The 20671-nt window shown below is 61.3% G+C and carries 18 protein-coding genes; 5 read left to right on the top strand and 13 right to left on the bottom strand.

The window, feature by feature from the left end:
- Positions 1-6 precede the first annotated feature (6 nt).
- On the top strand, positions 7-927 hold the full coding sequence (locus tag AC07OT_RS16230; protein ID WP_027603555.1) for a substrate-binding domain-containing protein: 921 nt from the start codon (positions 7-9) through the stop codon (positions 925-927).
- 73 nt (positions 928-1000) lie between these two features.
- Here the strand turns inward: AC07OT_RS16230 and AC07OT_RS16225 are convergent, their stop codons facing one another.
- On the bottom strand, positions 1001-2419 hold the full coding sequence (locus AC07OT_RS16225; protein WP_495108503.1) for an MFS transporter: 1419 nt from the start codon (positions 2417-2419) through the stop codon (positions 1001-1003).
- 88 nt (positions 2420-2507) lie between these two features.
- Here AC07OT_RS16225 and soxR point away from each other — a divergent pair, with 88 nt between their 5' ends.
- Positions 2508-2960 carry a redox-sensitive transcriptional activator SoxR gene (gene soxR / locus AC07OT_RS16220; RefSeq protein WP_065939702.1) on the top strand — a complete coding sequence of 151 codons (453 nt, stop codon included), beginning with the start codon at positions 2508-2510 and terminating at the stop codon, positions 2958-2960.
- Between the two features lie 5 nt (positions 2961-2965).
- Here the strand turns inward: soxR and AC07OT_RS16215 are convergent, their stop codons facing one another.
- The 4 genes from AC07OT_RS16215 to xylA all read right to left on the bottom strand — a co-directional run bounded on the left by AC07OT_RS16215 (position 2966) and on the right by xylA (position 8438).
- Positions 2966-4102, bottom strand: coding sequence for a sugar ABC transporter permease (locus tag AC07OT_RS16215; protein WP_495108502.1), 1137 nt, complete (start codon positions 4100-4102; stop codon positions 2966-2968).
- Positions 4103-5647 (bottom strand): D-xylose ABC transporter ATP-binding protein, encoded by a 1545-nt coding sequence (xylG, locus tag AC07OT_RS16210; RefSeq protein ID WP_495108512.1) that lies wholly within the window; start codon positions 5645-5647, stop codon positions 4103-4105.
- Between the two features lie 128 nt (positions 5648-5775).
- Positions 5776-6774: a D-xylose ABC transporter substrate-binding protein gene (gene xylF, locus AC07OT_RS16205; RefSeq protein WP_495108501.1), complete on the bottom strand. Its 999-nt coding sequence runs from the start codon at positions 6772-6774 to the stop codon at positions 5776-5778.
- A 347-nt stretch (positions 6775-7121) separates the two neighbouring features.
- Complete coding sequence (gene xylA, locus AC07OT_RS16200) at positions 7122-8438, bottom strand: xylose isomerase (RefSeq protein WP_253489058.1); 1317 nt, start codon at positions 8436-8438, stop codon at positions 7122-7124.
- A 139-nt stretch (positions 8439-8577) separates the two neighbouring features.
- Between xylA and AC07OT_RS16195 the strand changes: the two genes are divergently transcribed.
- The gene (locus AC07OT_RS16195) at positions 8578-9804 is read left to right on the top strand and encodes a XylR family transcriptional regulator (protein ID WP_495108500.1); all 1227 of its coding nucleotides are present in this window, start codon (positions 8578-8580) and stop codon (positions 9802-9804) included.
- A 189-nt stretch (positions 9805-9993) separates the two neighbouring features.
- A complete protein-coding gene (locus AC07OT_RS16190) occupies positions 9994-10665 on the top strand; it encodes a hypothetical protein (RefSeq protein ID WP_495102161.1) in 672 nt (223 codons plus the stop codon).
- Between the two features lie 87 nt (positions 10666-10752).
- On the opposite strand, the gene AC07OT_RS16185 is transcribed toward AC07OT_RS16190, so the two are convergent.
- The 7 genes from AC07OT_RS16185 to AC07OT_RS16155 all read right to left on the bottom strand — a co-directional run bounded on the left by AC07OT_RS16185 (position 10753) and on the right by AC07OT_RS16155 (position 18387).
- Positions 10753-13161: a glucose/quinate/shikimate family membrane-bound PQQ-dependent dehydrogenase gene (locus AC07OT_RS16185; protein ID WP_495108499.1), complete on the bottom strand. Its 2409-nt coding sequence runs from the start codon at positions 13159-13161 to the stop codon at positions 10753-10755.
- A gap of 180 nt (positions 13162-13341) precedes the next feature.
- Positions 13342-14103, bottom strand: coding sequence for an SIR2 family NAD-dependent protein deacylase (locus AC07OT_RS16180; RefSeq protein WP_495108498.1), 762 nt, complete (start codon positions 14101-14103; stop codon positions 13342-13344).
- 23 nt (positions 14104-14126) lie between these two features.
- On the bottom strand, positions 14127-14606 hold the full coding sequence (locus AC07OT_RS16175) for a DUF4760 domain-containing protein (protein WP_053139554.1): 480 nt from the start codon (positions 14604-14606) through the stop codon (positions 14127-14129).
- Positions 14599-15027 (bottom strand): DUF1810 domain-containing protein, encoded by a 429-nt coding sequence (locus tag AC07OT_RS16170; protein ID WP_092359112.1) that lies wholly within the window; start codon positions 15025-15027, stop codon positions 14599-14601. The genes AC07OT_RS16175 and AC07OT_RS16170 overlap by 8 nt, the downstream gene beginning before the upstream one ends.
- A 23-nt stretch (positions 15028-15050) precedes the next feature.
- Positions 15051-16505, bottom strand: coding sequence for a toxin-antitoxin system YwqK family antitoxin (locus AC07OT_RS16165; protein ID WP_495108497.1), 1455 nt, complete (start codon positions 16503-16505; stop codon positions 15051-15053).
- A gap of 158 nt (positions 16506-16663) precedes the next feature.
- Positions 16664-17707, bottom strand: a complete 1044-nt coding sequence (locus tag AC07OT_RS16160; protein ID WP_064052580.1) for an LLM class flavin-dependent oxidoreductase — start codon at positions 17705-17707, stop codon at positions 16664-16666.
- Between the two features lie 194 nt (positions 17708-17901).
- Positions 17902-18387 (bottom strand): flavin reductase family protein, encoded by a 486-nt coding sequence (locus tag AC07OT_RS16155; protein ID WP_495108496.1) that lies wholly within the window; start codon positions 18385-18387, stop codon positions 17902-17904.
- A 322-nt stretch (positions 18388-18709) separates the two neighbouring features.
- Between AC07OT_RS16155 and AC07OT_RS16150 the strand changes: the two genes are divergently transcribed.
- Positions 18710-20116 carry a purine-cytosine permease family protein gene (locus AC07OT_RS16150; protein ID WP_495108495.1) on the top strand — a complete coding sequence of 469 codons (1407 nt, stop codon included), beginning with the start codon at positions 18710-18712 and terminating at the stop codon, positions 20114-20116.
- Here AC07OT_RS16150 and AC07OT_RS16145 read toward each other — a convergent pair.
- Complete coding sequence (locus tag AC07OT_RS16145; protein WP_495108494.1) at positions 20104-20670, bottom strand: sarcosine oxidase subunit gamma; 567 nt, start codon at positions 20668-20670, stop codon at positions 20104-20106. The two genes, AC07OT_RS16150 and AC07OT_RS16145, sit on opposite strands and share 13 nt — an antisense overlap.
- Position 20671 lies beyond the last annotated feature (1 nt).

The raw sequence follows: 20671 nt of genomic DNA, 5'->3' as shown, positions 1-20671 counted from the left end.
CAGAACATGAAAGCATGGTTAATCCTCGCCTTGGGGGCGACGCTGTTCATTCCGGGCCCGGCCCAGGCCGCCACGCCCTTGCTGGGTGTGGGCATGGCAAAGTACGACGATAACTTCCAGACCCTGCTGCGCAACGGGGTGCAGCAACAGGCCAGCGTCATGAACGCCGACATCTTTATGGAGAACGGGCAGGACAGCGTCGATTTGCAGATGCGTCAATTCCGCAATCTGGTCAACTCCAAGGTGGATGCGATCATCGTCGCGATGGTCGACGGCAAAAGTGCGGCGCAGATGATGCAGCTGGCCTCGGATGCAAAGATCCCGCTGGTGTTCGTCAACCGCAATCCGAACCCGCAAACGTGGCCGGCGCAGACCGCGTTTGTCGGCTCCAACGAGCTGGAGTCGGGTACGTTGCAGATGGAAGAGCTGGCGCGCCGCGCCGGTTACAAGGGCAACGTGGTGATTCTGGTGGGCGACCCGGCCAACGCGTCCTCCTTGATGCGCACCGAGGACGTGGAGAAAGTCGTCGCCAAATACCCCGGTATGAAAGTCGTACAGAAAAAAGTCGGCAACTGGGAGCGTAGCCAGGCCGCCACGATTGTCATTGACTGGGTCAAGCAGGGCGTCGATTTCTCGATCATTGCGGCCAATAACGATGAAATGGCGATCGGCGCGATCATGGGCCTGGAAAAGGCCGGCAAGCAGGCCAAGGACTATTGGGTCGGCGGCATCGATGGTACACCGGACGGCTTGAAGTTGATGGCTGAGGGCAAGATGGCGGTCAGCGTGTTCCAGGATGCCGCCGGCCAGGCCGGCGGCGCAGTGGACACCGCACTGCGCCTGGTTCGCGGCGAGGTGCTGGAGTCGGCGGTGGTCTGGGTGCCGTTCAAGTTGATCACGCCCGAGAATCGCCAGGCGTTTGAATAGCACTGAGCACCTCGATCCAACCTTGGAATGCAGTCAAATGTGCTCAGGCAGGGGGATTGGTGCGCTTGGCATGCTACTGACCGATCATGCGAACCACCCGCCTGGCAATCAGAACACCCACCACGGGCGCCAGTGCAAACACCCCAAACAGCCACACCGCAGCGCTTGCGGTGCCTTCGACGCCGCCGGGCTCACTGAGGCCGGCGACGTTTGCGACCATGCCCGCCAGTGCCGCGCCAAACGCGGTAGCGAACAGCTGCACAGTGGTAATCGACGCGCTGGCAAGGTCCTGCTCACCCGCCGGCGCCACCTGGAACACCCGGGTCAGCAAGTGCGGCCATGCCAGCCCCACGCCCAACCCAATCAGGATAAGCGCCAGGCAGATCGGTGTGAGTGTCTGCGCGCTGCCGTTGCTTTCGACGGGCATCAAGATGGCCAGCGCCACCATGCCCACCACGCCCAGGATCGGCCCGGCCAGGATCGCCCGTCGAATGTTGCTGCCCGTCACGCCCGCGCTGGCGATTGACCCCAGCGTCCAGCCAGCCGCCATCAATGCCGCCAGATAACCGGCCACCAGCGGCGACTGGTGGTGCAGGACTTGAAGAAACAACGGCACGAAGATTTCGCCACTGGTCACCGCCACCGCCAGCAGTGACATCGTCGCGTACAGCGCGCCGAGTGCCGTGGTGATCCGAAACGCTCCGGCGGGCAACAGTCGATGGCGGGCGCGGCTTTCCGTGACGATCAGCAGCGCGGTGAACACCGCAGCCACGGCCAGCCCCAGCAGGTTCAGGGGCAGGGTGGACGAGACACTGCCGGCCGACACCGCCAGTACCGCCGCCGTCAGCAGCACCAGTTGCGCGAGTGGCAACGGGGTCGGCGCAGCGCTCTCGGTGCTGCGCCTGGGCAGGACCGCCGCCGCCAGCACCGCGAATAACCCGGCCACCGGAATCAACGACCAGAACGCCGCGCGCCAGATGCCCAGCTCGGCAAACACCCCGCCCACCGCCGGGCCGACCAGCGTCGCCACGCCCCACATCCCCGAGACCAACGCCATCGCGCGCGGCCACAGGCTTTCATCGAACACCAAGCGGATCATCGCGTAGGACAGCGCGAACAAGAACCCACCGCCCAATCCCTGCACCAACCGCCCCACGAGCATCACCGGCATGGACGGCGCAAACGCACAGGCCAAGGCCCCGCCGGCAAACACCAGGCTGGCGACCAGGTACGCCGCACGCGGCCCGAGGCTGCCGAGCAGGCGCGCCGACAATGCCGAGCCGAGGATCGAGGCGGCGACAAATAACGTGGTGTTCCATGCGTAGTAGTCGATGCCGCCGATGTCCTGGACCACCGACGGCAGAATCGTGGTGGCGATGTACACGTTGATCGCATGCAGCACCACGCCGCCGGCCAGTGCGAGCGAACGTACGCCGTTGGCACCGGACAACAGCGCGGCCCAGTTGGAGGGGGAGGGTTGAGGTGTGTCCATGCAGGCTCCGATTCAAAGGACTGAAGGCTTGCCAAGGCAAGCCGACACCCTTTATAAAACCTCATGTTTAGATGAGGTCAAGAGCCGGATGGAAGCGAAAATCGATGTGCGCATCCCCCTCGGCGTGGGCGAATTGGCCCGGCGCAGCGGCGTGACCGTGGCCACGGTGCATTTCTACGAAGCCAAGGGGTTGATTCACGCACAACGCAGCGCGGGCAATCAGCGTCGTTATCAGCGTGACGTACTGCGCCGGATCGCGGTGATCAAGGTCGCGCAGCGCGCGGGCATTCCGTTGGCGACTATCAAGGACGCGTTGGACGAACTGCCTTCAGGACGGCCGTTGACGGCCAAGGACTGGACCCAACTCTCCACGCACTGGCGCGACCTGTTGAGTGAGCGCATCAACAGCCTCACTCAACTGCGCGACCAACTCGATGGCTGTATCGGCTGTGGATGCCTGTCCCTGGATGATTGCCCGTTGCGCAATCCGGGGGATCAGTTGGGACGGCTGGGGGATGGGGCCGTATTGCTCGGAAAGTGAGGCAGTCAGCGCCGACCCGTGCGCGTACTCACATCCACCCACACCGCCAATACCAGGATGCTGCCCTTCACAATCATCTGCCAGTAACTGTCCACGTCCAGCATCGACATGCCGTTATCCAGGCTGGTAATCACCAACGCCCCGAGCAACGCGCCATACACGGTGCCCGAGCCGCCGCGCATCGACGTCCCCCCAATAAAGCACGCAGCGATGGCATCCAACTCGCCCATATTGCCCGCCGACGGTGATCCCGCCGCCAGGCGCGCGGTGTTGACCAGGCCGGCGAGGGCACACATCACGCCCATGATCCCGAAGATCCACAGTTTCACCGCCTGCACGTTGATGCCCGACAGGCGCGTGGCTTCCATGTTGCTGCCCACCGCGTAGACGCGGCGGCCGAACACGGTCTGGCTGGTGACGTAGCTGAACACGCCGAGCAGCACCAGCAACAGCAGCACCGGTACGGGGATGCCGTCGTAGCTGTTGAGGGTGGTGACGAACCCGGCGAGCACCGCGCCGATCACCCCCACGCGCAGCACATCGCGCATCATGGCGTGCGGCGCCAAGCCATGCAGCGCGCGGTTGCGCCGTTGTCTCCAGGTCAAAAACAGGGTCAGGGCAAACAGCAAGACCCCAAGGCCAATCCCCACCGAATGCGGCAAATACCCCTGGCCCACATACACCAGCGACGGCGACACCGGCGCGATGGTGGTGCCGCCGGTGATCCCCAGCAGAATTCCGCGAAACGCGAGCATGCCGCCGAGGCCAACGATAAACGAGGGAATGCGCAGGTAAGCGGTCATGTAGCCGTTGGCCAAACCGATCATCAAGCCGCACAACGCCACCAGGCTGAGGTTGACCAGCAGCGGGATGTGATAGACCACATCCAGGATCGCTGCGAGCCCGCCCAACAGTCCCAGCAACGAACCCACCGACAAATCGATCTCGCCGCTGATGATCACCAGCACCATGCCGCACGCCAGGATGCCGGTGATCGACATCTGCCGCAGCAGGTTGGACAGGTTGCGCGGGGTGAGGAAGCCGCCCTCGGTCTGCCAGCTGAAAAACAGCCAGATAAACGCCACGGCGATCACCAGGGCGAGCATTTTGTAGCGGGTGAACAGCTGTTTGACCTGATTCATCTACGCGGTTTTCCGATTGTTATTGTTTTGGCTGAGCGCGGCGGCGAGCACCTGTTCCTGGGTGAGCCCCTCGTTGATGAAGTCGCCACGCAACTGGCCTTCGCCGATCACCAGCACGCGGTTGGACACGCCGAGCACTTCGGCCAATTCCGAGGAAACCATGATGATCGACACGCCTTCGGCCGCCAGCGCGCCCATCAGTTTGTAGATCTCATACTTGGCGCCCACATCCACCCCGCGCGTGGGCTCGTCGAGGATCAGCACCTTGGGCTTGGTCATCAGCATTTTCGCCAGCACGGCCTTTTGCTGGTTGCCGCCGGACAGGCTGGTGATCGGCAGGAACGGGCTGGCGGTCTTGAGGTGCATGCGCGCGATCTGCTGGTCGATGCTGCCCAGTTCGGCCTCGGCATCGATGCGAGTCAGGTGGGCATAGCTGTCGAGCACCGCCAGCGTGATGTTCTGGCCCACGCCCAGGTCAGGGATGATGCCCTGGCGCTTGCGGTCTTCGGGCACCATGCACAGCCCGGCGCGGATCGACTTGAGCGGCGTGCGCGTGTCGATCACCTGGCCGTCGAGCCACACCTCGGCGCTGTAACGGCCGGGGTAGGCGCCGAACAACGCCGACACCAGCTCCGTGCGCCCGGCGCCCACCAGCCCGGCTATGCCGAGGATTTCGCCGCGCTTGAGCACAAAGGAAATATCGTCGACGCGCTTGCGCTGGGGGTTGTCGACGTCATAGCAGGTGACGTTGCGCGCTTCGAAAATCACCTCGCCGATGGCATGGGGCTCGGTGGGGTAGAGGTTGCTCATTTCCCGCCCGACCATCTGCGTGATGATCTGCGGGATGTCCATGTCGGCCATGGCCGTGGTCGCGATATGCTTGCCATCGCGGATCACCGCGATGGTGTCGCACACCGCCGCCACTTCATCGAGCTTGTGGGAGATGTACACGCAGGCCACACCCTTGGCCTTGAGGCCGCGGATGATGTCGAGCAGCACCTCGATTTCCGAGCGGGTCAGGGCCGAGGAGGGCTCGTCGAGGATCAGCAGGCGCGCCTGTTTGTTCAGGGCCTTGGCGATTTCCACCAGTTGCTGGTAGCCGCCGCCGTACTGCGACACCGGCAGCGCCACGTTCATGTCCGGCACCTTGAGCTCGCGCATCAACGCTTCGGCGCGGTGCAGCATCGCCGGGTAGTTCATACGCCCGCCGGGCAACGTCAGCTCGTGGCCCATGAAGATGTTCTCGGCTACCGACAGGTCAGGCACCAGGGTCAGTTCCTGGTGAATGATGACGATGCCGGCGGCCTCGGTTTCGCTGATGGACTGGGCCCTGAGCGGTTGCCCGTCCCAGAGGATTTCCCCCTCCCAGGTGCCATGGGGGTAGACCGCCGACAGCACCTTCATCAGGGTGGATTTACCGGCGCCGTTCTCGCCGCACAGGCCGACGCACTCCCCCGGCCGCACCTTGATGTCGATGCCGTTCAGCGCGTGGACACCGCCAAAGGTTTTGACGATGCCGTTCATTTGCAGCAGGTAGTCGGACATACCATGGCTCACACACAGGACTGACGACATGACTGTAGGAGCGAGCTTGCTCGCGAAAAACGCCAAGTCACCGCGTTTATTCAGGCTTTCCGCGTTTTCGTTCGCGATCTTCGCTGGCAAGCCAGCTCCTACAGGCCGATCTGCTCTTTGGTATAGAACCCGTCCTTCTCCAACAGGTCGATATTGGCCTTGGTCAGCGGGGTCGGGGTGAGCAGGATGGTGTCGACTTTCTTGCTGCCATTGTCGTACTGCGAGCTGTAGGTGGGCTTCTCGTTACGCGCCAGTTGCACCGAGAGCTTGGCGGCTTCGGTGGCGATCAGCTTGAGTGGCTTGTACACGGTCATGGTCTGGGTACCGTCGATCACGCGCTTGACGGCGGCCAGGTCGGCGTCCTGGCCGGAGATCGGCACCTTGCCTGCCAGTTTCTGCGCGGCCAGGGCCTGGATCGCACCGCCGGCGGTGGCGTCGTTGGAGGCGACGATGGCGTCGATCTTGTTGCTGTTGCGGGTCAGGGCGTTCTCGACGATGCTCAGGGCTTCGGTGGGGTTCCATTCCTTGACCCACTGTTGGCCGACAATCTTGATGTCGCCCTTGTCGATGGCCGGTTGCAGCACCTTCATCTGGCCTTCGCGCAGTACCTTGGCGTTGTTGTCGGTGGGCGCGCCGCCGAGCAGGAAGTAATTGCCCTTTGGCGCCGCCTGCAGCACGCCGTTAGCCTGCATTTCACCGACTTTTTCGTTATCGAAGGAGATGTAGGCATCGATGTCCGCGTTGAGAATCAGGCGGTCATAGGACACCACCTTGATCCCGGCTTTCTTGGCTTCGGCGACCGCGTTGGTCAGCACCGTGGCGTTGAACGGCACGATCACGATCACATCGACGCCCCGGGAGATCAGGTTTTCGATCTGCGAAATCTGCTTCTGCTCGTTGGCATCGGCGGACTGCACAAAGACCTTGGCATCGAGTTTTTCTGCGGCGGCGACGAAGTAGTCACGGTCACGGGACCAGCGTTCCAGGCGCAGGTCGTCGATGGAAAAACCGATTTTCGGGTGGGCGGAATCGGCCATCACCGGCAGGGCGAGCAGGGCCAGGGCGGTGGCGAGCAGGCTACGTTTGAATGACTTCATGGTGGTGCGTCCTTTTATTGTTGTTGGAAAGACACTGGGTGAAGACTCTAGGCGAACACTGTAGGTGTGGCTAACCGGCGTGTTGTGGCAAGCCGGGCTTTTGTGGTGAACAGGACTTTTGTGGTGAATGGGCTTGTCTTGGTGAATGGGTTTAGTGTTGTGAGCGGGCTTATTGTGGTGAATGGGCTTGTTGTGGTGAGCGGGCTTGCCCCGCGCTGGGCTGCGAAGCAGCCCCAAACCCAGGCACCTCGGTGTGTCAGCTAAAAACACATCGCCTGCAATGGGGCCGCTTCGCGCCCCAGCGCGGGGCAAGCCCGCTCACCACAACAACCCCGCTCACCACGCTGTCACCGATAAATAAACCGGTTGACCACCCCCTCCAGCATCTCCTGCCGACCACTCACGGCCTGCGGGTTCAGTTCGTGGGTAAACGCGTGTTCGGCCAGGGACTCCAGGCTGAACTCACCGGCCAGCACGGCCTGGCCCAGCGGCTGCTGCCAGCCGGCATAGCGCTGGTCCTTGAACTGCTGTAACTGGTCGTTCTGCACCATCGCCGCCGCACGTTCCAGCGCCAGGGCGAGTACATCCATGGCGGCGACATGGCCGTGGAACAGGTCGACCTCGTCCAGGCTCTGGCGGCGTACCTTGGAGTCGAAATTGTAGCCGCCATTCTTGAAGCCGCCGGCCTTGAGGATTTCATAGGTGGCGAGGGTCATCTCCTCGACGCTGTTGGGGAATTGATCGGTGTCCCAGCCGTTCTGCGGGTCGCCCCGGTTGGCGTCGATGCTGCCGAAGATACCCAGGGATACTGCCGTGGCAATTTCGTGATGGAAGCTGTGCCCGGCCAGGGTGGCGTGGTTGGCCTCGATATTCACCTTGATCTCATGCTCCAGGCCGTACTCATGCAAAAAGCCGAACACCGTGGCGCTGTCGTAATCGTACTGGTGCTTGGTCGGCTCCTGGGGCTTGGGTTCGATCAGCAGGTCGCCCTTGAAGCCGATCTTGTGCTTGTGCTCCACCACCATGCGCATAAAGCGCCCGAGCTGTTCGCGCTCGCGCTTGAGGTCGGTGTTGAGCAGGGTTTCATAGCCTTCACGTCCGCCCCACAGCACATAGTTGGCGCCCTTGAGTCGCAGTGTGGCGTTCATCGCGCTGAACACCTGGGCAGCGGCGTAGGCAAACACCTCCGGGTCTGGGTTACTGGCGGCACCGGCGGCAAAACGCGGGTTGCTGAAGCAGTTGGCGGTGCCCCACAGCAACTTGATGCCGGTCTGTTCCTGATGGCGCTCCAGATGGTCGACCATCTGCGCAAAGTGGTTGCGGTACTCCTTGAGCGAACTGCCTTCCGGCGCCACATCGGTGTCGTGAAAACTGTAGTAGTCGATGCCCAGCTTGGAGAAAAACTCGAAGGCCGCCTCTGCCTTGCCGATGGCCACGTCCATCGGCTCGCCGCTGCGCTGCCACGGGCGCTTGAAGGTGCCCATGCCGAACATATCGGCGCCGGGCCACACGAAGGTGTGCCAGTAACACGCGGCCATGCGCAGGTGCTCGCGCATCGGCTTGCCGAGGATCAGCTTGTTGGCGTCGTAATGGCGAAAGGCGAGGGGGGCATCGCTGCTGGGACCTTCGAAGCGAACCTTGTCGACACCGGGGAAGTACGGCATGGCGTTTTCCTTATTGTTCTTGGCGGTGTCTGGATACTAGCAACGACACCGGGCCCGCTGATTATGAAAATCACCAAGGGGTGGTGCGATTTTGACCGGCGAGGGCTAGTCTGTTGCCACAGGCCCGAGGACAAAAACAATGAAAACCCTACCGCCCGTGCACCGTATCGCCTTGCTTTTCAACGGCAGCAAAATCTATGACCGCGGCATCATCGCCGGTATTGGCAATTACTTGAGCAGCACCCGCGCGTCTTGGGACTTGTTCCTGGAAGAGGACTTTCTATGCCGGCTCAAAGGCATCGAGCGCTGGCAGGGCGACGGCATCATTGCCGACTTCGACGACCCGCTGATCGGCGAAGCGTTGGCCGACAGCACGTTGCCGGTGGTGGCGGTGGGTGGCTCCTATGAAGACGCGCGCGCCTATCCCAAGGGCATTCCCTATGTGGCGACCGATAACCACGCATTGATGAAGTTGGCTTACGAACACTTGATCGAAGCCGGCCTGACCCGATTTGCCTGCTTCAGCCTGCCCGAGGCCCAGGCCAATCGCTGGGCCCAGGAGCGTGAAAAAGCCTTTCGCCGCCTGCTGCAACGGGATGGTTTGCACGTCGAGGTGTATCGCGGCCTGGGCACCAGCGCGCCGTTGTGGGACAGCGCGGTGGAACAGCAGATTGCCTGGCTGCACAGCCTGCCCAAGCCCATCGGCATCATCGCCGTCACCGACGCCCGCGCTCGGCAATTGCTGCAAGCCTGCCTGACTGCCGGCATCGCCGTGCCGGAGCAAGTGGCGTTGATCGGCATCGACAACGACCCCCTGACTCGCACCCTCACGCGGGTGCCGCTGAGTTCGGTGATCCAGGGCACGGAAACCATGGGGCGCACGGCCGCCGCCTTGCTGCACCAGATGCTGCACGGCAAACCGTGCGTGGGCACGCAGGTCCTGGTGCCGCCGGAGGCCATCAACGTTCAGGCCTCCAGCCTGCATCAACCCTTGGGTAATCCGTACGTGATGCAGGCGCTGCTGTTTATCCGCCAGTACGCCTGCCAGGGCATCAAGACCGCGCAGGTGGCGGCCTATGTCGGCGTGTCGCGTTCATCCCTGGAAGCGCACTTTCGCAAGGTACGCGGCTGCAGCGTGCATGACGAGATCCTGCGCTTCAAACTCGCCGCCGCTGCCAAGGGCCTGGAAAGCCACGAACTGGCAATTGCCGATATTGCCGCCAAGTGCGGGTTCAAATCGGCGCAGTACCTGCATACGGTGTTTCGGCGAGAGTTTGGTTGTACGCCGCGGGAGTATCAGCAGGGCGCGGGGGGGACGATGCCTGCGTCGCACTCATCCACAACGTTCAACCACAGTGTCATTTAGCTCGCTAGGCTGCTGTCCGTGTGCAAGTGCAACCTGTTCGCTTGCTCTGCGTAGCGGAACTTGGCACGCTCAAACGGTGAGTGAGTACGCCAGGATGATCAATAAGGAAGCATTACATTGAGTTGGGGAAACGTTGGAAAATTTCTGTTGGCCCTAGTGACGGGTCTGGGATCAATTACCGGGATATACGTGGCTTTCAAGGATGACACTAAGCTCGAGGCTGATCTGTCCTACCGGTATGAAAGTGCACCCCGTCAATTCTCTGAGCGTTTAGGCAGTACTGCTGAAAAGCTCAAGTACGCCAATTTGTATGACAGCATCAAGCGCATTGGTGACGGTGCGCTCAGTCATGAACAGATCGATAAAATGGTCAACCTGAGCCAGGCGCCTTACCTCGCGCTACTCGATGCGCCGTTCGAAAAAGGGCCGGACAATTACCCCATAAGCCTGTTGATTACGCTGAGGAACAGCGGCAGCAAGGTCATCAAGGATGTACACATCAAGCTGCCTGCAAAGGGACTGGTCCAGATCAGGGATGATTCGCGCTCTGATACGGTGATGCCTGATCCGGTCAGCAGTGTTGTCATTCCTTCGATTGTGCAAAACGGTGTGTACACGCTCTGGATTCATTTTCAGGGTGATTTAAAAACGCTAAAAGAGCAGGACGTGTACATCGGTTACAGCGACGGCGTTGCGCAAGTTCGGGTGTATGAGGATTTCATAGGGTTTGAAGCGAGCATGGCCCGATATGGCATTTTGGTGTTGGGTGCTCTGGTGATGCTTGCGTACTGTTTCCTGGTAGCTGTTTATCTTTTGATAACGACCGATAGAAACAATGATGCGAATACGGTCCAGAGGTGACCGCCTGCACTTGAACGCGAGCATTGCTTGCTCGAAGAGCGATCCAGTCCAGACAGCGCGGTACCGGGGCACCGCGCCAGGAGGGGGTTATGGCAGGGCGTAGGCGATCACGTAGTCGCCACGGTCGGTGGACTGGCGCGCACCGCCGGCGGTGATCACGATGTACTGCTTGCCGGTTTTCGGCGACACGTAGGTCATCGGGCCACCCTGGCTGCCGACGGGCAGGCGGGCCTTCCAGATTTCATCGCCGTTGCCGCTGTTGAAAGCGCGCAGGTAGAAGTCCTGGGTGCCGGCGATAAAGATCAGGCCGCCCTGGGTCGACAGCGTGCCGCCGAGGGTCGGCAGGCCGATCTTGATCGGCAGGTGCATGCGGATGCCCAGGGGGCCGGTGTCTTCAACGGTGCCGACCGGTACTTGCCACGCGACTTTCTGGGTCTTCATGTCGATGGCGGTGAGGGTGCCGAACGGCGGCGCCTGGCATGGGATGCCGGCCACCGACAGGAAGCGGTTTTTGTTCACCGCATACGGCGTGCCCTTGAGCGGGACCGCGCCCATGCCGGTGTTCAGCGCTTCGCCACCGGACGAAGACTGGGCCTTGTTCTGCGACGGCAGCATCTGGATCCACAGGCCCAGGCGCATGTCGTTGACGAAGATAAAGCCATGCACCGGGTCGGTGGAAATACTGCCCCAGTTCATGCCGCCCAGGGAGCCGGGGAAGCTCAGGGATTTATCCGTGCCCGGCGCGGTGTAGAGGCCGTCGTAGCGCATGCCCTTGAAGTCGATGCGGCACAGCAACTGGTCGTACGGGGTGGCGCCCCACATGTCAGACTCGCTCAGGGTTTGCGCGCCGATCTGCGGCATGCCCACGGACTTGGGCTGGGTCGGCGAATAAGGCTCGTTCGGAATGTTGGCGGCCTTGACCGGGACTTCCTTGACCTCGGTCAGCGGCGTGCCGGTGGCGCGGTCGAGTACATAGATCTGCCCGGCCTTGGTGCCGATCACCACCGCCGGTACCGCCTTGTCGCTGCCCGGTGGGGTGAAGTCGATCAGGCTCGGTTGCATCGGCAGGTCGAAGTCCCACAGGTCATTGTGGACGGTCTGGTACACCCACTTTTCAGCACCGGTGGAGGCATCCAGCGCCAAGACCGAAGCGCCGTATTTGTGGTTGAGTTGGGTGCGTTCCACGCCGTAGATATCGGTGGACGAGCTGCCCATCGGCAGGAAGACCGTGTTCATCAACGGGTCGTAGGACATCGGCGCCCAGCTGTTGGGCGTGCTGCGCACATAGGTGCTGCCGGCGGCTGGTGCTTGTTTGTCTTCAGGGTTGCCCGGGTCGAACGCCCAGCGCATTTGCCCGCTGATCACATCGAAGCCACGGATCACACCGCCGGGCATATCGGTCTGGACGTTATCCGCGACGCGGCCGCCCACCACCACGGTAGTCCCGGCGATCAACGGCGCGGAAGACAGTTGGTAGTAGCTGTCCGGCACATTGCCCAGGCCGGCTTTCAGGTCCACCTGGCCGTGGGTGCCGAAGTCTTCGCAGAATTTACCGGTGTCGGCATCCACGGCGATCAGGCGCGCATCGATGGTGTTGGTCAGCAAGCGGCGTTGGCACTGCGCACCGGCGGGAACGCTGGCGGCGATGATCGGCGAGCTGTTGGGCTGGGTCGGCTGGGCAATCGGCGCGGTGGCGTCGAAATACGCCATGCCCCGGCAACGCTGCCACACCGCCGACTTGGCGTTGACTTCGTTCTTCCACAGCTCTTTGCCGGTGTCGGCGTCGAGGGCGATCAGGTTGTTGTGGGGCGTGCAGATAAACACCTTGTTGCCGATCTGCAGGGGCGTGAGCTGGTCTTCGGCGCCGTTGCCGTCGCTGAGGGCCACGTCACCGGTGTGATACGTCCAGGCCACCTTGAGCTTGTCGACAGTGTCGCGGTTGATCTGGTCCAGCGCGGCGAAGCGGCTGCCCCCTTCGGTGTTGCCGTAGTGGGCCCAGTCCTTCTGCGCGTCGGCCGCGGCCACGGGCGTGATGCCTGGGCCTGCACCGGTCGGCGCGACGCTGGGATGGGCGACGAACATATTGCCCGCCGCCACCGCCACGCCCACCGCCAGCACGGCGGCAACGCCATAGGCACCGCGCGCGGGCCGGCCGGCCAGCAGCGGATACACCAGCGCCACCACCAGGCCGATGGCCGCGAACATGAACAGCCGCGAGAACAGCGGCCAGAACACCAGGCCCGCATCCGCCACCGCCCAGATGGCCGTGCCGATCAGGAACGCCGCGAACAGCCATGCACCTGCGGTTTTTTGTCGGGCAATCAGCAGGCCGGAAACCGCCATGGCCACGCCGCCGACCAGGAAGTACCAGGAACCACCGAGGCTCACCAGTTTGGCGCCGCCAACGGCCAGCGCGAGGCCGAGCAGGGCGATGATTACGCCCAGGCCCAGGAGTAGGAATCTAGAGACGCCAGTGGCGCGCGATGCTCGTTTCATGTCGAAAGGACTCGAGTGAGAGAGGGCAAAGACGCGATTTTAGCAAGATAAGTAACCAGTTAGTACATTGTGGTCCTGCAATAGACTATTACAGGTGCTGCGATGATGCAGTGCGGTTAAATGCCGCTTTGGGTGCGATGCGGGGGCATCGCACGGCAAAGGGCACGTTGTTCTGGTGATTTAAACGCTGATCAATGCCTGTGCAATTCTGGGAAGCCAACTGGTCGCGGTGCCAATTAGGGTGTTGCCGGGCGCTGATACGGAGGGTGCAAGATTGATGTGCACGACCCAGGCTCCCCGTTCGGCGGCCAAGATCGGCAGGTATACCGCTGGAGCGACGCTTTCGGAGGTCCCAACGGACAGGAAAACGTCGCAGTCGAGTGCCGCTGCATTGGCGCGGTTTATGTCCTCAGGCGACAATTTCTCACCAAACCAGACAACGTTCGGTCGAACCAGGCCGTCACAGTGTTGGCAGTGCGGCGGATCTGATGGACCTTCTTCCTGGGACGCATTGACAGGCAGGGCATCCAGATAAGGTTTATTACACGTGTAGCAGCGAGCAGTGGTCAGGTGCCCATGTAGATGAATCGCATCCCTGGAGCCCGCGCGCTCATGCAGATCGTCGACGTTCTGCGTGATAAGTGTTACGCGGTGCAGGGATTGTTCGAGCTCGGCCACGGCCAGGTGCGCAGCATTTGGCTTCGCTTTGCTGACCAGCATTCGACGCCAGGAATACCAGCCCCAGACCAATGCAGGGTTTTGTTCAAAGGCTTCAGCACTGGCGAGTTCGCCTTGCTTATAGCGCGACCAGAGCCCGGTCGCGGGGTTGCGGAATGTGGCAATGCCGCTTTCGGCGGAGATACCTGCACCAGTAGAAATCACTACATGCCGTGCCGTGCGCAGCTTCTCGAGAGTGTGTTGGAAAAGGGTTTCGGCGTTCATCGTTTCACCTCAAGAAGTTGCATTCAGCTTCGGACGCACTGATCGCGCAACCAATCGAAGTTGCTCCAGTATTTGCGGTCGCCGCCTGCCTGGGTGCGCTTTTTCTCGATGTAGGGCGCAAGCACTTGGTGGCAGTGCAGGATGCTGGGCGCCCAGTTTTCGATGATGACGTGTTTGTTCGTGATCAAATCCACACGCAGCAGTGCTGCCACGACGTCGTAGTTTGCACAGGCCAAGGATGCCTGCTGGACGTGGCGTTCGTCCCAGCTGTCATGGTGCAGGCTCGATAGCGTCGCGCGGACCGTTTCGCGTGCTTCGCGGGCGTCACTGGCTTGCAGGAATTCGACAATCGAGATGATGCTCTGTGCTTCGGAGGCCAGCTGTGTTGCCTTGAGTTGGGACGTCAAGATTCCGATCTGGCGGCCCACCAGGTACACAGAGAGGAAAGCGGCCAACGCCACGATGATCTGCACTGCCAATGTCCATTTTTCGTAATCAGTCATGTCCATTCTCTTGCTGGTTAAGAATCATACGTGTTTTTTCATCTACGCCGCTCAGGCCATCCCGCGCTTGCGCATAGAGGGATCCGGCATCAGTGACAGCCGCGAACAGCGTCATGCAGGAGGCGAATTTCAGCGCGTCGACGTCGCCGAGCAGCTCCTCCAAAGGCACTGCTGCATCGAGGACTGCACGGGTGGCGCGAGCAAGCCGGGGACCTAATATCGGGTGTTGCAAGTAGTCGCGTGCTTCAGCAGCACCCTGCAAGCCGTAGTAGGTGGCCTTTTCACTGGAGCCCAGGCCACGCAGTTGGGGAAAGATGAACCACATCCAATGGCCGTCTTTTTTTCCGTGCTCCAACTCATTAAGGGCAGCTTCGAATTGTGAGGCTTGAGCCAGGACAAAGCGTTCCAGCGATTGCTTCATGTCGCACTCCATCAACAAGGCCGTTACAGGCAGCTCTGCTCGAACTCTTCGAGCATGTCGGCGCGTATCAGCGCCTCAGGGTCTTCGGCATGCACCGCGTCGACCTGGCGTTGTACGCAGCTTTCACGATCACGGGTGCTGTTGCCGGAGTTCGTGGCCACCGTTGCCTGGGGCGGGGTGGTGACGATCGCCTGGCCTGGCGCGGGGATGTCGACCAGTTGCTCATAGCGGGAGACAAAGCCGGCACCGACGTAGGTGCTGTTCTTGTCGAAGGCCTCTTCCTCTCTCACCGGGTTGGCCCATTGCTGAAAGCCGCCGAGCAAGCCCATTTTGCCGGGGTGCTGCTGGCGCAGATCGGGTGTGAGGGTGACAAGCACCTGACTGACCTGGCCCGCATTCCAGACGATGATTGCCTGTAGTTCACCCTTGTCACTGAACAGCCGTTCCTGGCCCTGTTTGACCACGCGCTGTTGTTGGTCATAGTTATCGCGCCCGAGTCCCTGGAACTGGCTTTCCTGGCGGTCACCGACCCACACCGTTGCGGTGGCACTGATCAACTTGCCTTTGTTCCACTCCAGTTCGCGGATGAGGTGGCCGTTGTCATCCCAGTACTGTTCGGTGCCGTCGTTGGCCAAGTCACTGGCCATGTATTGGTTGACGTCTTCCTTGAGGGCCACACGGCTGACGTGATGGATGTGTTTACCGTCATAGCTGTACTGGTCAACTACGCGTGTGCGCAGTTTTCCATGTTCGAACACACTGGACTCAGTCACGTTCCCGCGCGCATCGATACGCCGCTGGGCGCCGTGCTGCAGGCCGTTTTCGTAGTTTTCTTCGTCAGAGACATAGAAGCGATTGCCGGTCAGGCCATAGTCTTTTTGAGGACCGTGCTGCTTGCCGTTCAGGTACGTGCGGTGCTGGGTGCCACGGTTATCGAAACCACTGCGCAGGCCGTTCTCCCATTTCAGGTCGGCGATCAATGCATCGCCTTCATTGTCCCAGGCGCGTTCGGTGCCATTCTTTTTACCGGCGGTGTAGTGCACCTCGAGGATACGTTCACCGTTCTGCGGGTTGAACTGCTCGGTTACACCGTCCTGCGCTCCGTTTTTCCAATGGGCGATCAAGATTTTCTTGCCGGTCTTGGCGTCGAATTTTTCTTCTTTGCCATCGCGCTTGCCGGCTTTGAACTCGCCCGAGGCCAGCAAGTTACCGGCGTTGTCGGAGCAATGAATTTCACCGTCGGGCAGCCCTTTTTCGATATCGACAGTACAGGTGCCGACGTTGAACAAACCGAGCACGGACATCGGGTAATTGAGCACGCGCCCGCTGAACGGATCGTCCGCGTGCACTTTGTAGAGCAGGCCTTGGATTTCCCGTGTCTGACGCGCGTCAATTTCTTCGGTGAAGCAGCCTGTGAGGCTGAGGGATGCCAGGGTTATTGCACCCATGGCGAGGCAACTACGGACGTTGAGCGACACCAGAATCTCCTTATTCACGGGACGGCAACTGCCGATCAGTGAGGCGTGAAAAGGACGCAGTGTAGAGCAAATGAGGTGGGTGATTCCAATTTGATATTAGTTGGTCCGAAGGCAGCCGGGAGGCGGCTGCCTTCGCAAGAGCCAGTCTCGATGTTCAGTTACCGAAACGCCGGCACCACCTGCTCGATAAACAACGCCAACGACTTCTTCTTCTCGGCATGGGGCAGGCTGTTGTCGCACCAGAAGCTGAACTCATCCACGCCCAGCTCCTGGTAGTAACGGATGCGCGGGATGATTTCTTCGGCGGTGCCGATCATCGCGGTCTTGTGCAGGCTGTCCAGTTCGAACTCCGGGCGGGCGGCGAATTTTTCTTCCGGGCTCGGTGCCAGGAAGCCATTCACCGGTACCTCTTTATTACCGAACCAGGCATCGAAGGTGCGATAGAACTTCGAGATCGCCTTGGCCCCGACTTTCCAGCCGTCCGGATCATCGGCGGCATGCACGTGGGTGTGACGCAGCACCATCAGTTGCGGGCGCGGTACGCCGGGGTTGTTGTCGAGGGCGGCCTGGAATTTGTTTTTCAGGTCGAGGACTTCCTCGTCGCCTTTCATCAGCGGCGTGACCATCACGTTGCAGCCGTTGGCGACTGCGAAGTTGTGCGAGTCCGGGTCGCGGGCGGCAATCCACATCGGTGGATTAGGCTGCTGGATCGGCTTGGGCACGCTGGTGGAGGTGGGGAATTTCCAGATGTCGCCGTCGTGGGCGTAGTCGCCTTTCCACAACGCACGCACCACCGGCACCATCTCGCGCAGCGCCTGGCCGCCGCTGGAAGCGGGCATGCCGCCGGCCATGCGGTCGAACTCCACCTGGTAAGCGCCACGGGCCAGGCCGACTTCCATGCGCCCGTTGCTGATCACGTCGAGCAACGCGCATTCGCCCGCCACCCGCAACGGGTGCCAGAACGGCGCGATGATGGTACCGGCGCCCAGGTGAATGGTGGTGGTCTTGGCCGCGAGGTAAGCCAGCAGCGGCATCGGGCTTGGCGAGATGGTGTATTCCATGGCGTGGTGTTCGCCAATCCATACGGTGCTGAAACCGCCAGCCTCGGCCATCAGGGTCAGTTCAGTCAGGTCTTCGAACAACTGACGGTGGCTGACACTTTCGTCCCAACGTTCCATGTGTACGAACAGGGAAAACTTCATGACGCTTACCTCGGATCTATTGTGATCGGCCTGTCGACTGCGGGCCCTTAAGTGCTCTCGCCAATGTGAAGCTTGCCAGTGATGACGGCTGTTCGGCGGATTGATTGTTGGTATACCATAATACGGAATGTCCGCAAAATTTTTCTCTCAACCGGTTACCGGGCTGACACCCGCAATCAAACTGTGGGAGGGGCTCAGGCCGGCATCGGCAACGCACCCATCTTGCCGTGGCAATACACCAGTGGCCCGGCGTTCTGCCGGGGCACGATCAGGTTTTTCACTGCGCCGACCATGATCGCGTGATCGCCGCCTTCGTATTCGCGCCACAACTCGCACTCGATCACCGCCGTGACATTCGCCAGGATCGGGTTGCCCAACTCACTGAGCGTCCATTCGATGCCCTGGGCCTTGTCCTTGCCCTTGCGCGCAAAGGCATAGGCTTCGGTTTGCTGCCCCCCGGAAAGCACATGAATGGCAAAGCGTTTGTTCTTGATCAACACCGGGTACGAGTCGGAGCTGTAGTTGGGGCAGAACAGCACCAGGGCCGGGTCCATGGACAACGAGCTGAAGGCACTGGCGGTCAGCCCGACGATTTGCCCGTCGTCATCCAGCGTGGTGATCACGGTGACCCCGGACGGAAACGAACCCATCACTTGTTTGTAGATAGCGGCATCGATCATGGGACGGTCCTCTGCGGGTAGAGCGGTTCTTATGAGTTTGTAGGTCTGATGGTATACCGTAATACAATCGATGCAACCGCTTTTTCAATCGCCCGATGAACGTCAAGGCTGGGTCTTATAGCCAATAAATACGGGCGCCATGGCAGGAAATAACAGGGTGCCCTGTGGCACACTTGCGGATCAGATGGGCGCTGAAACTACGGATCAGTCTTGTGAAAATGTTGGAATACCATAATATGGTGTTCATCTGAGGGGCGGCCAGAGAGCTCCCCCGGTTTGGCGTCAAACAACTATAAGATCAGACAAACGCGAGTTCATTTCCATGCCCCAGATGTCCCGGCAAGACCCCCTGATCGAGCATCACACGGTCGATTACGTCCCCCTCGCAGAGCGCCATGGAAAGGCCCGCGACCTGTTCACCTTATGGTTCAGCACCAACATCGCACCGCTGCCGATCGTCACGGGTGCCATGGTGGCCCAGGTGTTCCATCTCAATCTGGCGTGGGGCCTGCTGGCGATTGCCCTCGGGCATCTGCTCGGCGGCATCGTGATTGCCCTCGCATCGGCCCAGGGCCCGCGCATGGGCATCCCGCAGATGGTGCAGAGCCGTGGCCAGTTCGGCCGTTACGGTGCGCTGCTGATCGTGTTCTTCGCCGCACTGATCTACATCGGCTTTTTCATCTCCAATATCGTCCTGGCCGGCAAGTCCATCGTTGGCATTGTGCCGTCGGTGCCGGTGCCGGCGAGCATCCTGATCGGCGCCCTAAGCGCCACCGCCATCGGCGTGATCGGCTACCGCTTTATCCATACCCTCAACCGCATCGGCACCTGGGTGATGGGCAGCGCGTTGCTGGCCGGTTTTATCTACATCTTCGCCCATGACCTGCCGGCAGACTTCCTGACCCGTGGCGGCTTCAACGCCGCTGGCTGGTTGGCCACCGTGTCGCTGGGGGTGATCTGGCAGATCAGTTTTTCGCCCTACACCAGCGACTACTCGCGCTACCTGCCGGCGGATATCGGCATCACCCGGCCGTTCATTGCGACCTACCTGGGCGCCACCCTCGGCACCATCCTGTCCTTCGCCTTTGGCCTGGTAGCCGCACTGGCCACGCCCGAAGGCACCGAAGCCATGGTCGCGGTCAAGCAAGCCACCGGCTGGCTGGGGCCGATCCTGATGGTGCTGTTCCTGCTCAATATCATCAGCCACAACGCCCTGAATCTGTACGGCGCGGTGCTGTCGATCATCACCTCGGTGCAGACCTTCGCCAGCCACTGGACCCCGAGCATCAAGGTGCGCGTGCTGCTGTCGGGCGTGGTCCTGGCCGGTTGCTGCGTGGTGGCGTTGGGCGCCTCGGCGGACTTCATCTCGCAATTTATCGGCCTGATCCTCGCGCTGTTGCTGGTGCTGGTGCCGTGGGCGTCGATCAACCTGATCGACTTCTACATCATCAAGCGCGGGGTCTATGACATTGCCTCGATCTTCCGGGCGGATGGCGGGGTGTATGGGCGTTTCAACCTGCATGCGATCGTGGCGTACTTCATCGGCATCATCGTGCAACTGCCGTTTGCCAATACGTCGCTGTATGTGGGGCCGTGGGCCAACCTGGTGGAAGGCGCGGACCTGTCGTGGCTGGTGGGACTGGTGGTGACGTGCCCGTTGTATTACTGCCTGGCGACACGTCAACACACCCGGAAGATCAGGGCGGCGCGGTTGGGCTACACCGACTGAGCGACTCCGCCGAACTCCTCCAGTGCATCCCGCAACGCGCCCTCGAAGTATTCCTTCGAGGCGCGATCCCAGAGGATATGAAACGCCGGCAGTTCCACACTCCCTGTGTGGATGACAATCGCATTGACCCGCGCCACCGACGTCTGCGCCACCATCCCGGGCTTGAACGCCGGGTCGCTCAAGTCAACCCCGCACAGCTTGGCCATCACCTGCGCAATCACGCCCCCGCTGAGTCGCACGCAGGCATGGCTGTCCTGGCGCGGCAGCAGGTAATTGGCGCGGTGGTCCAGTTCCCAACGCGCTTCTTCATCGGCAATCCGTTGCCCCTGATCCTGCGGGCTGCCCAGCACCAGATATTCGTTCTGCGACAGGCGCGCTACCCAACTGCCGTCCGCTTGCGCACTGGCTTGGTTGGGCGCGCCCGGCAACGTGAAGCCGCGCGCGGTAAGGTATTCGGCGCTTTGTGCGCCGCGTAAGCCGACCCGGGGCAGGTCGGTCTGGTCCTGCAGTTGGCAGGGCGGCGTGAACAATTCGTGGGCTTTCAGACTGGTCATG

This window comes from Pseudomonas sp. GW821-FHT09C10 (assembly GCF_059418085.1).
Note: the sequence above shows the minus strand (reverse complement) of the source record. Positions and strands in the feature narration are given on the sequence as shown.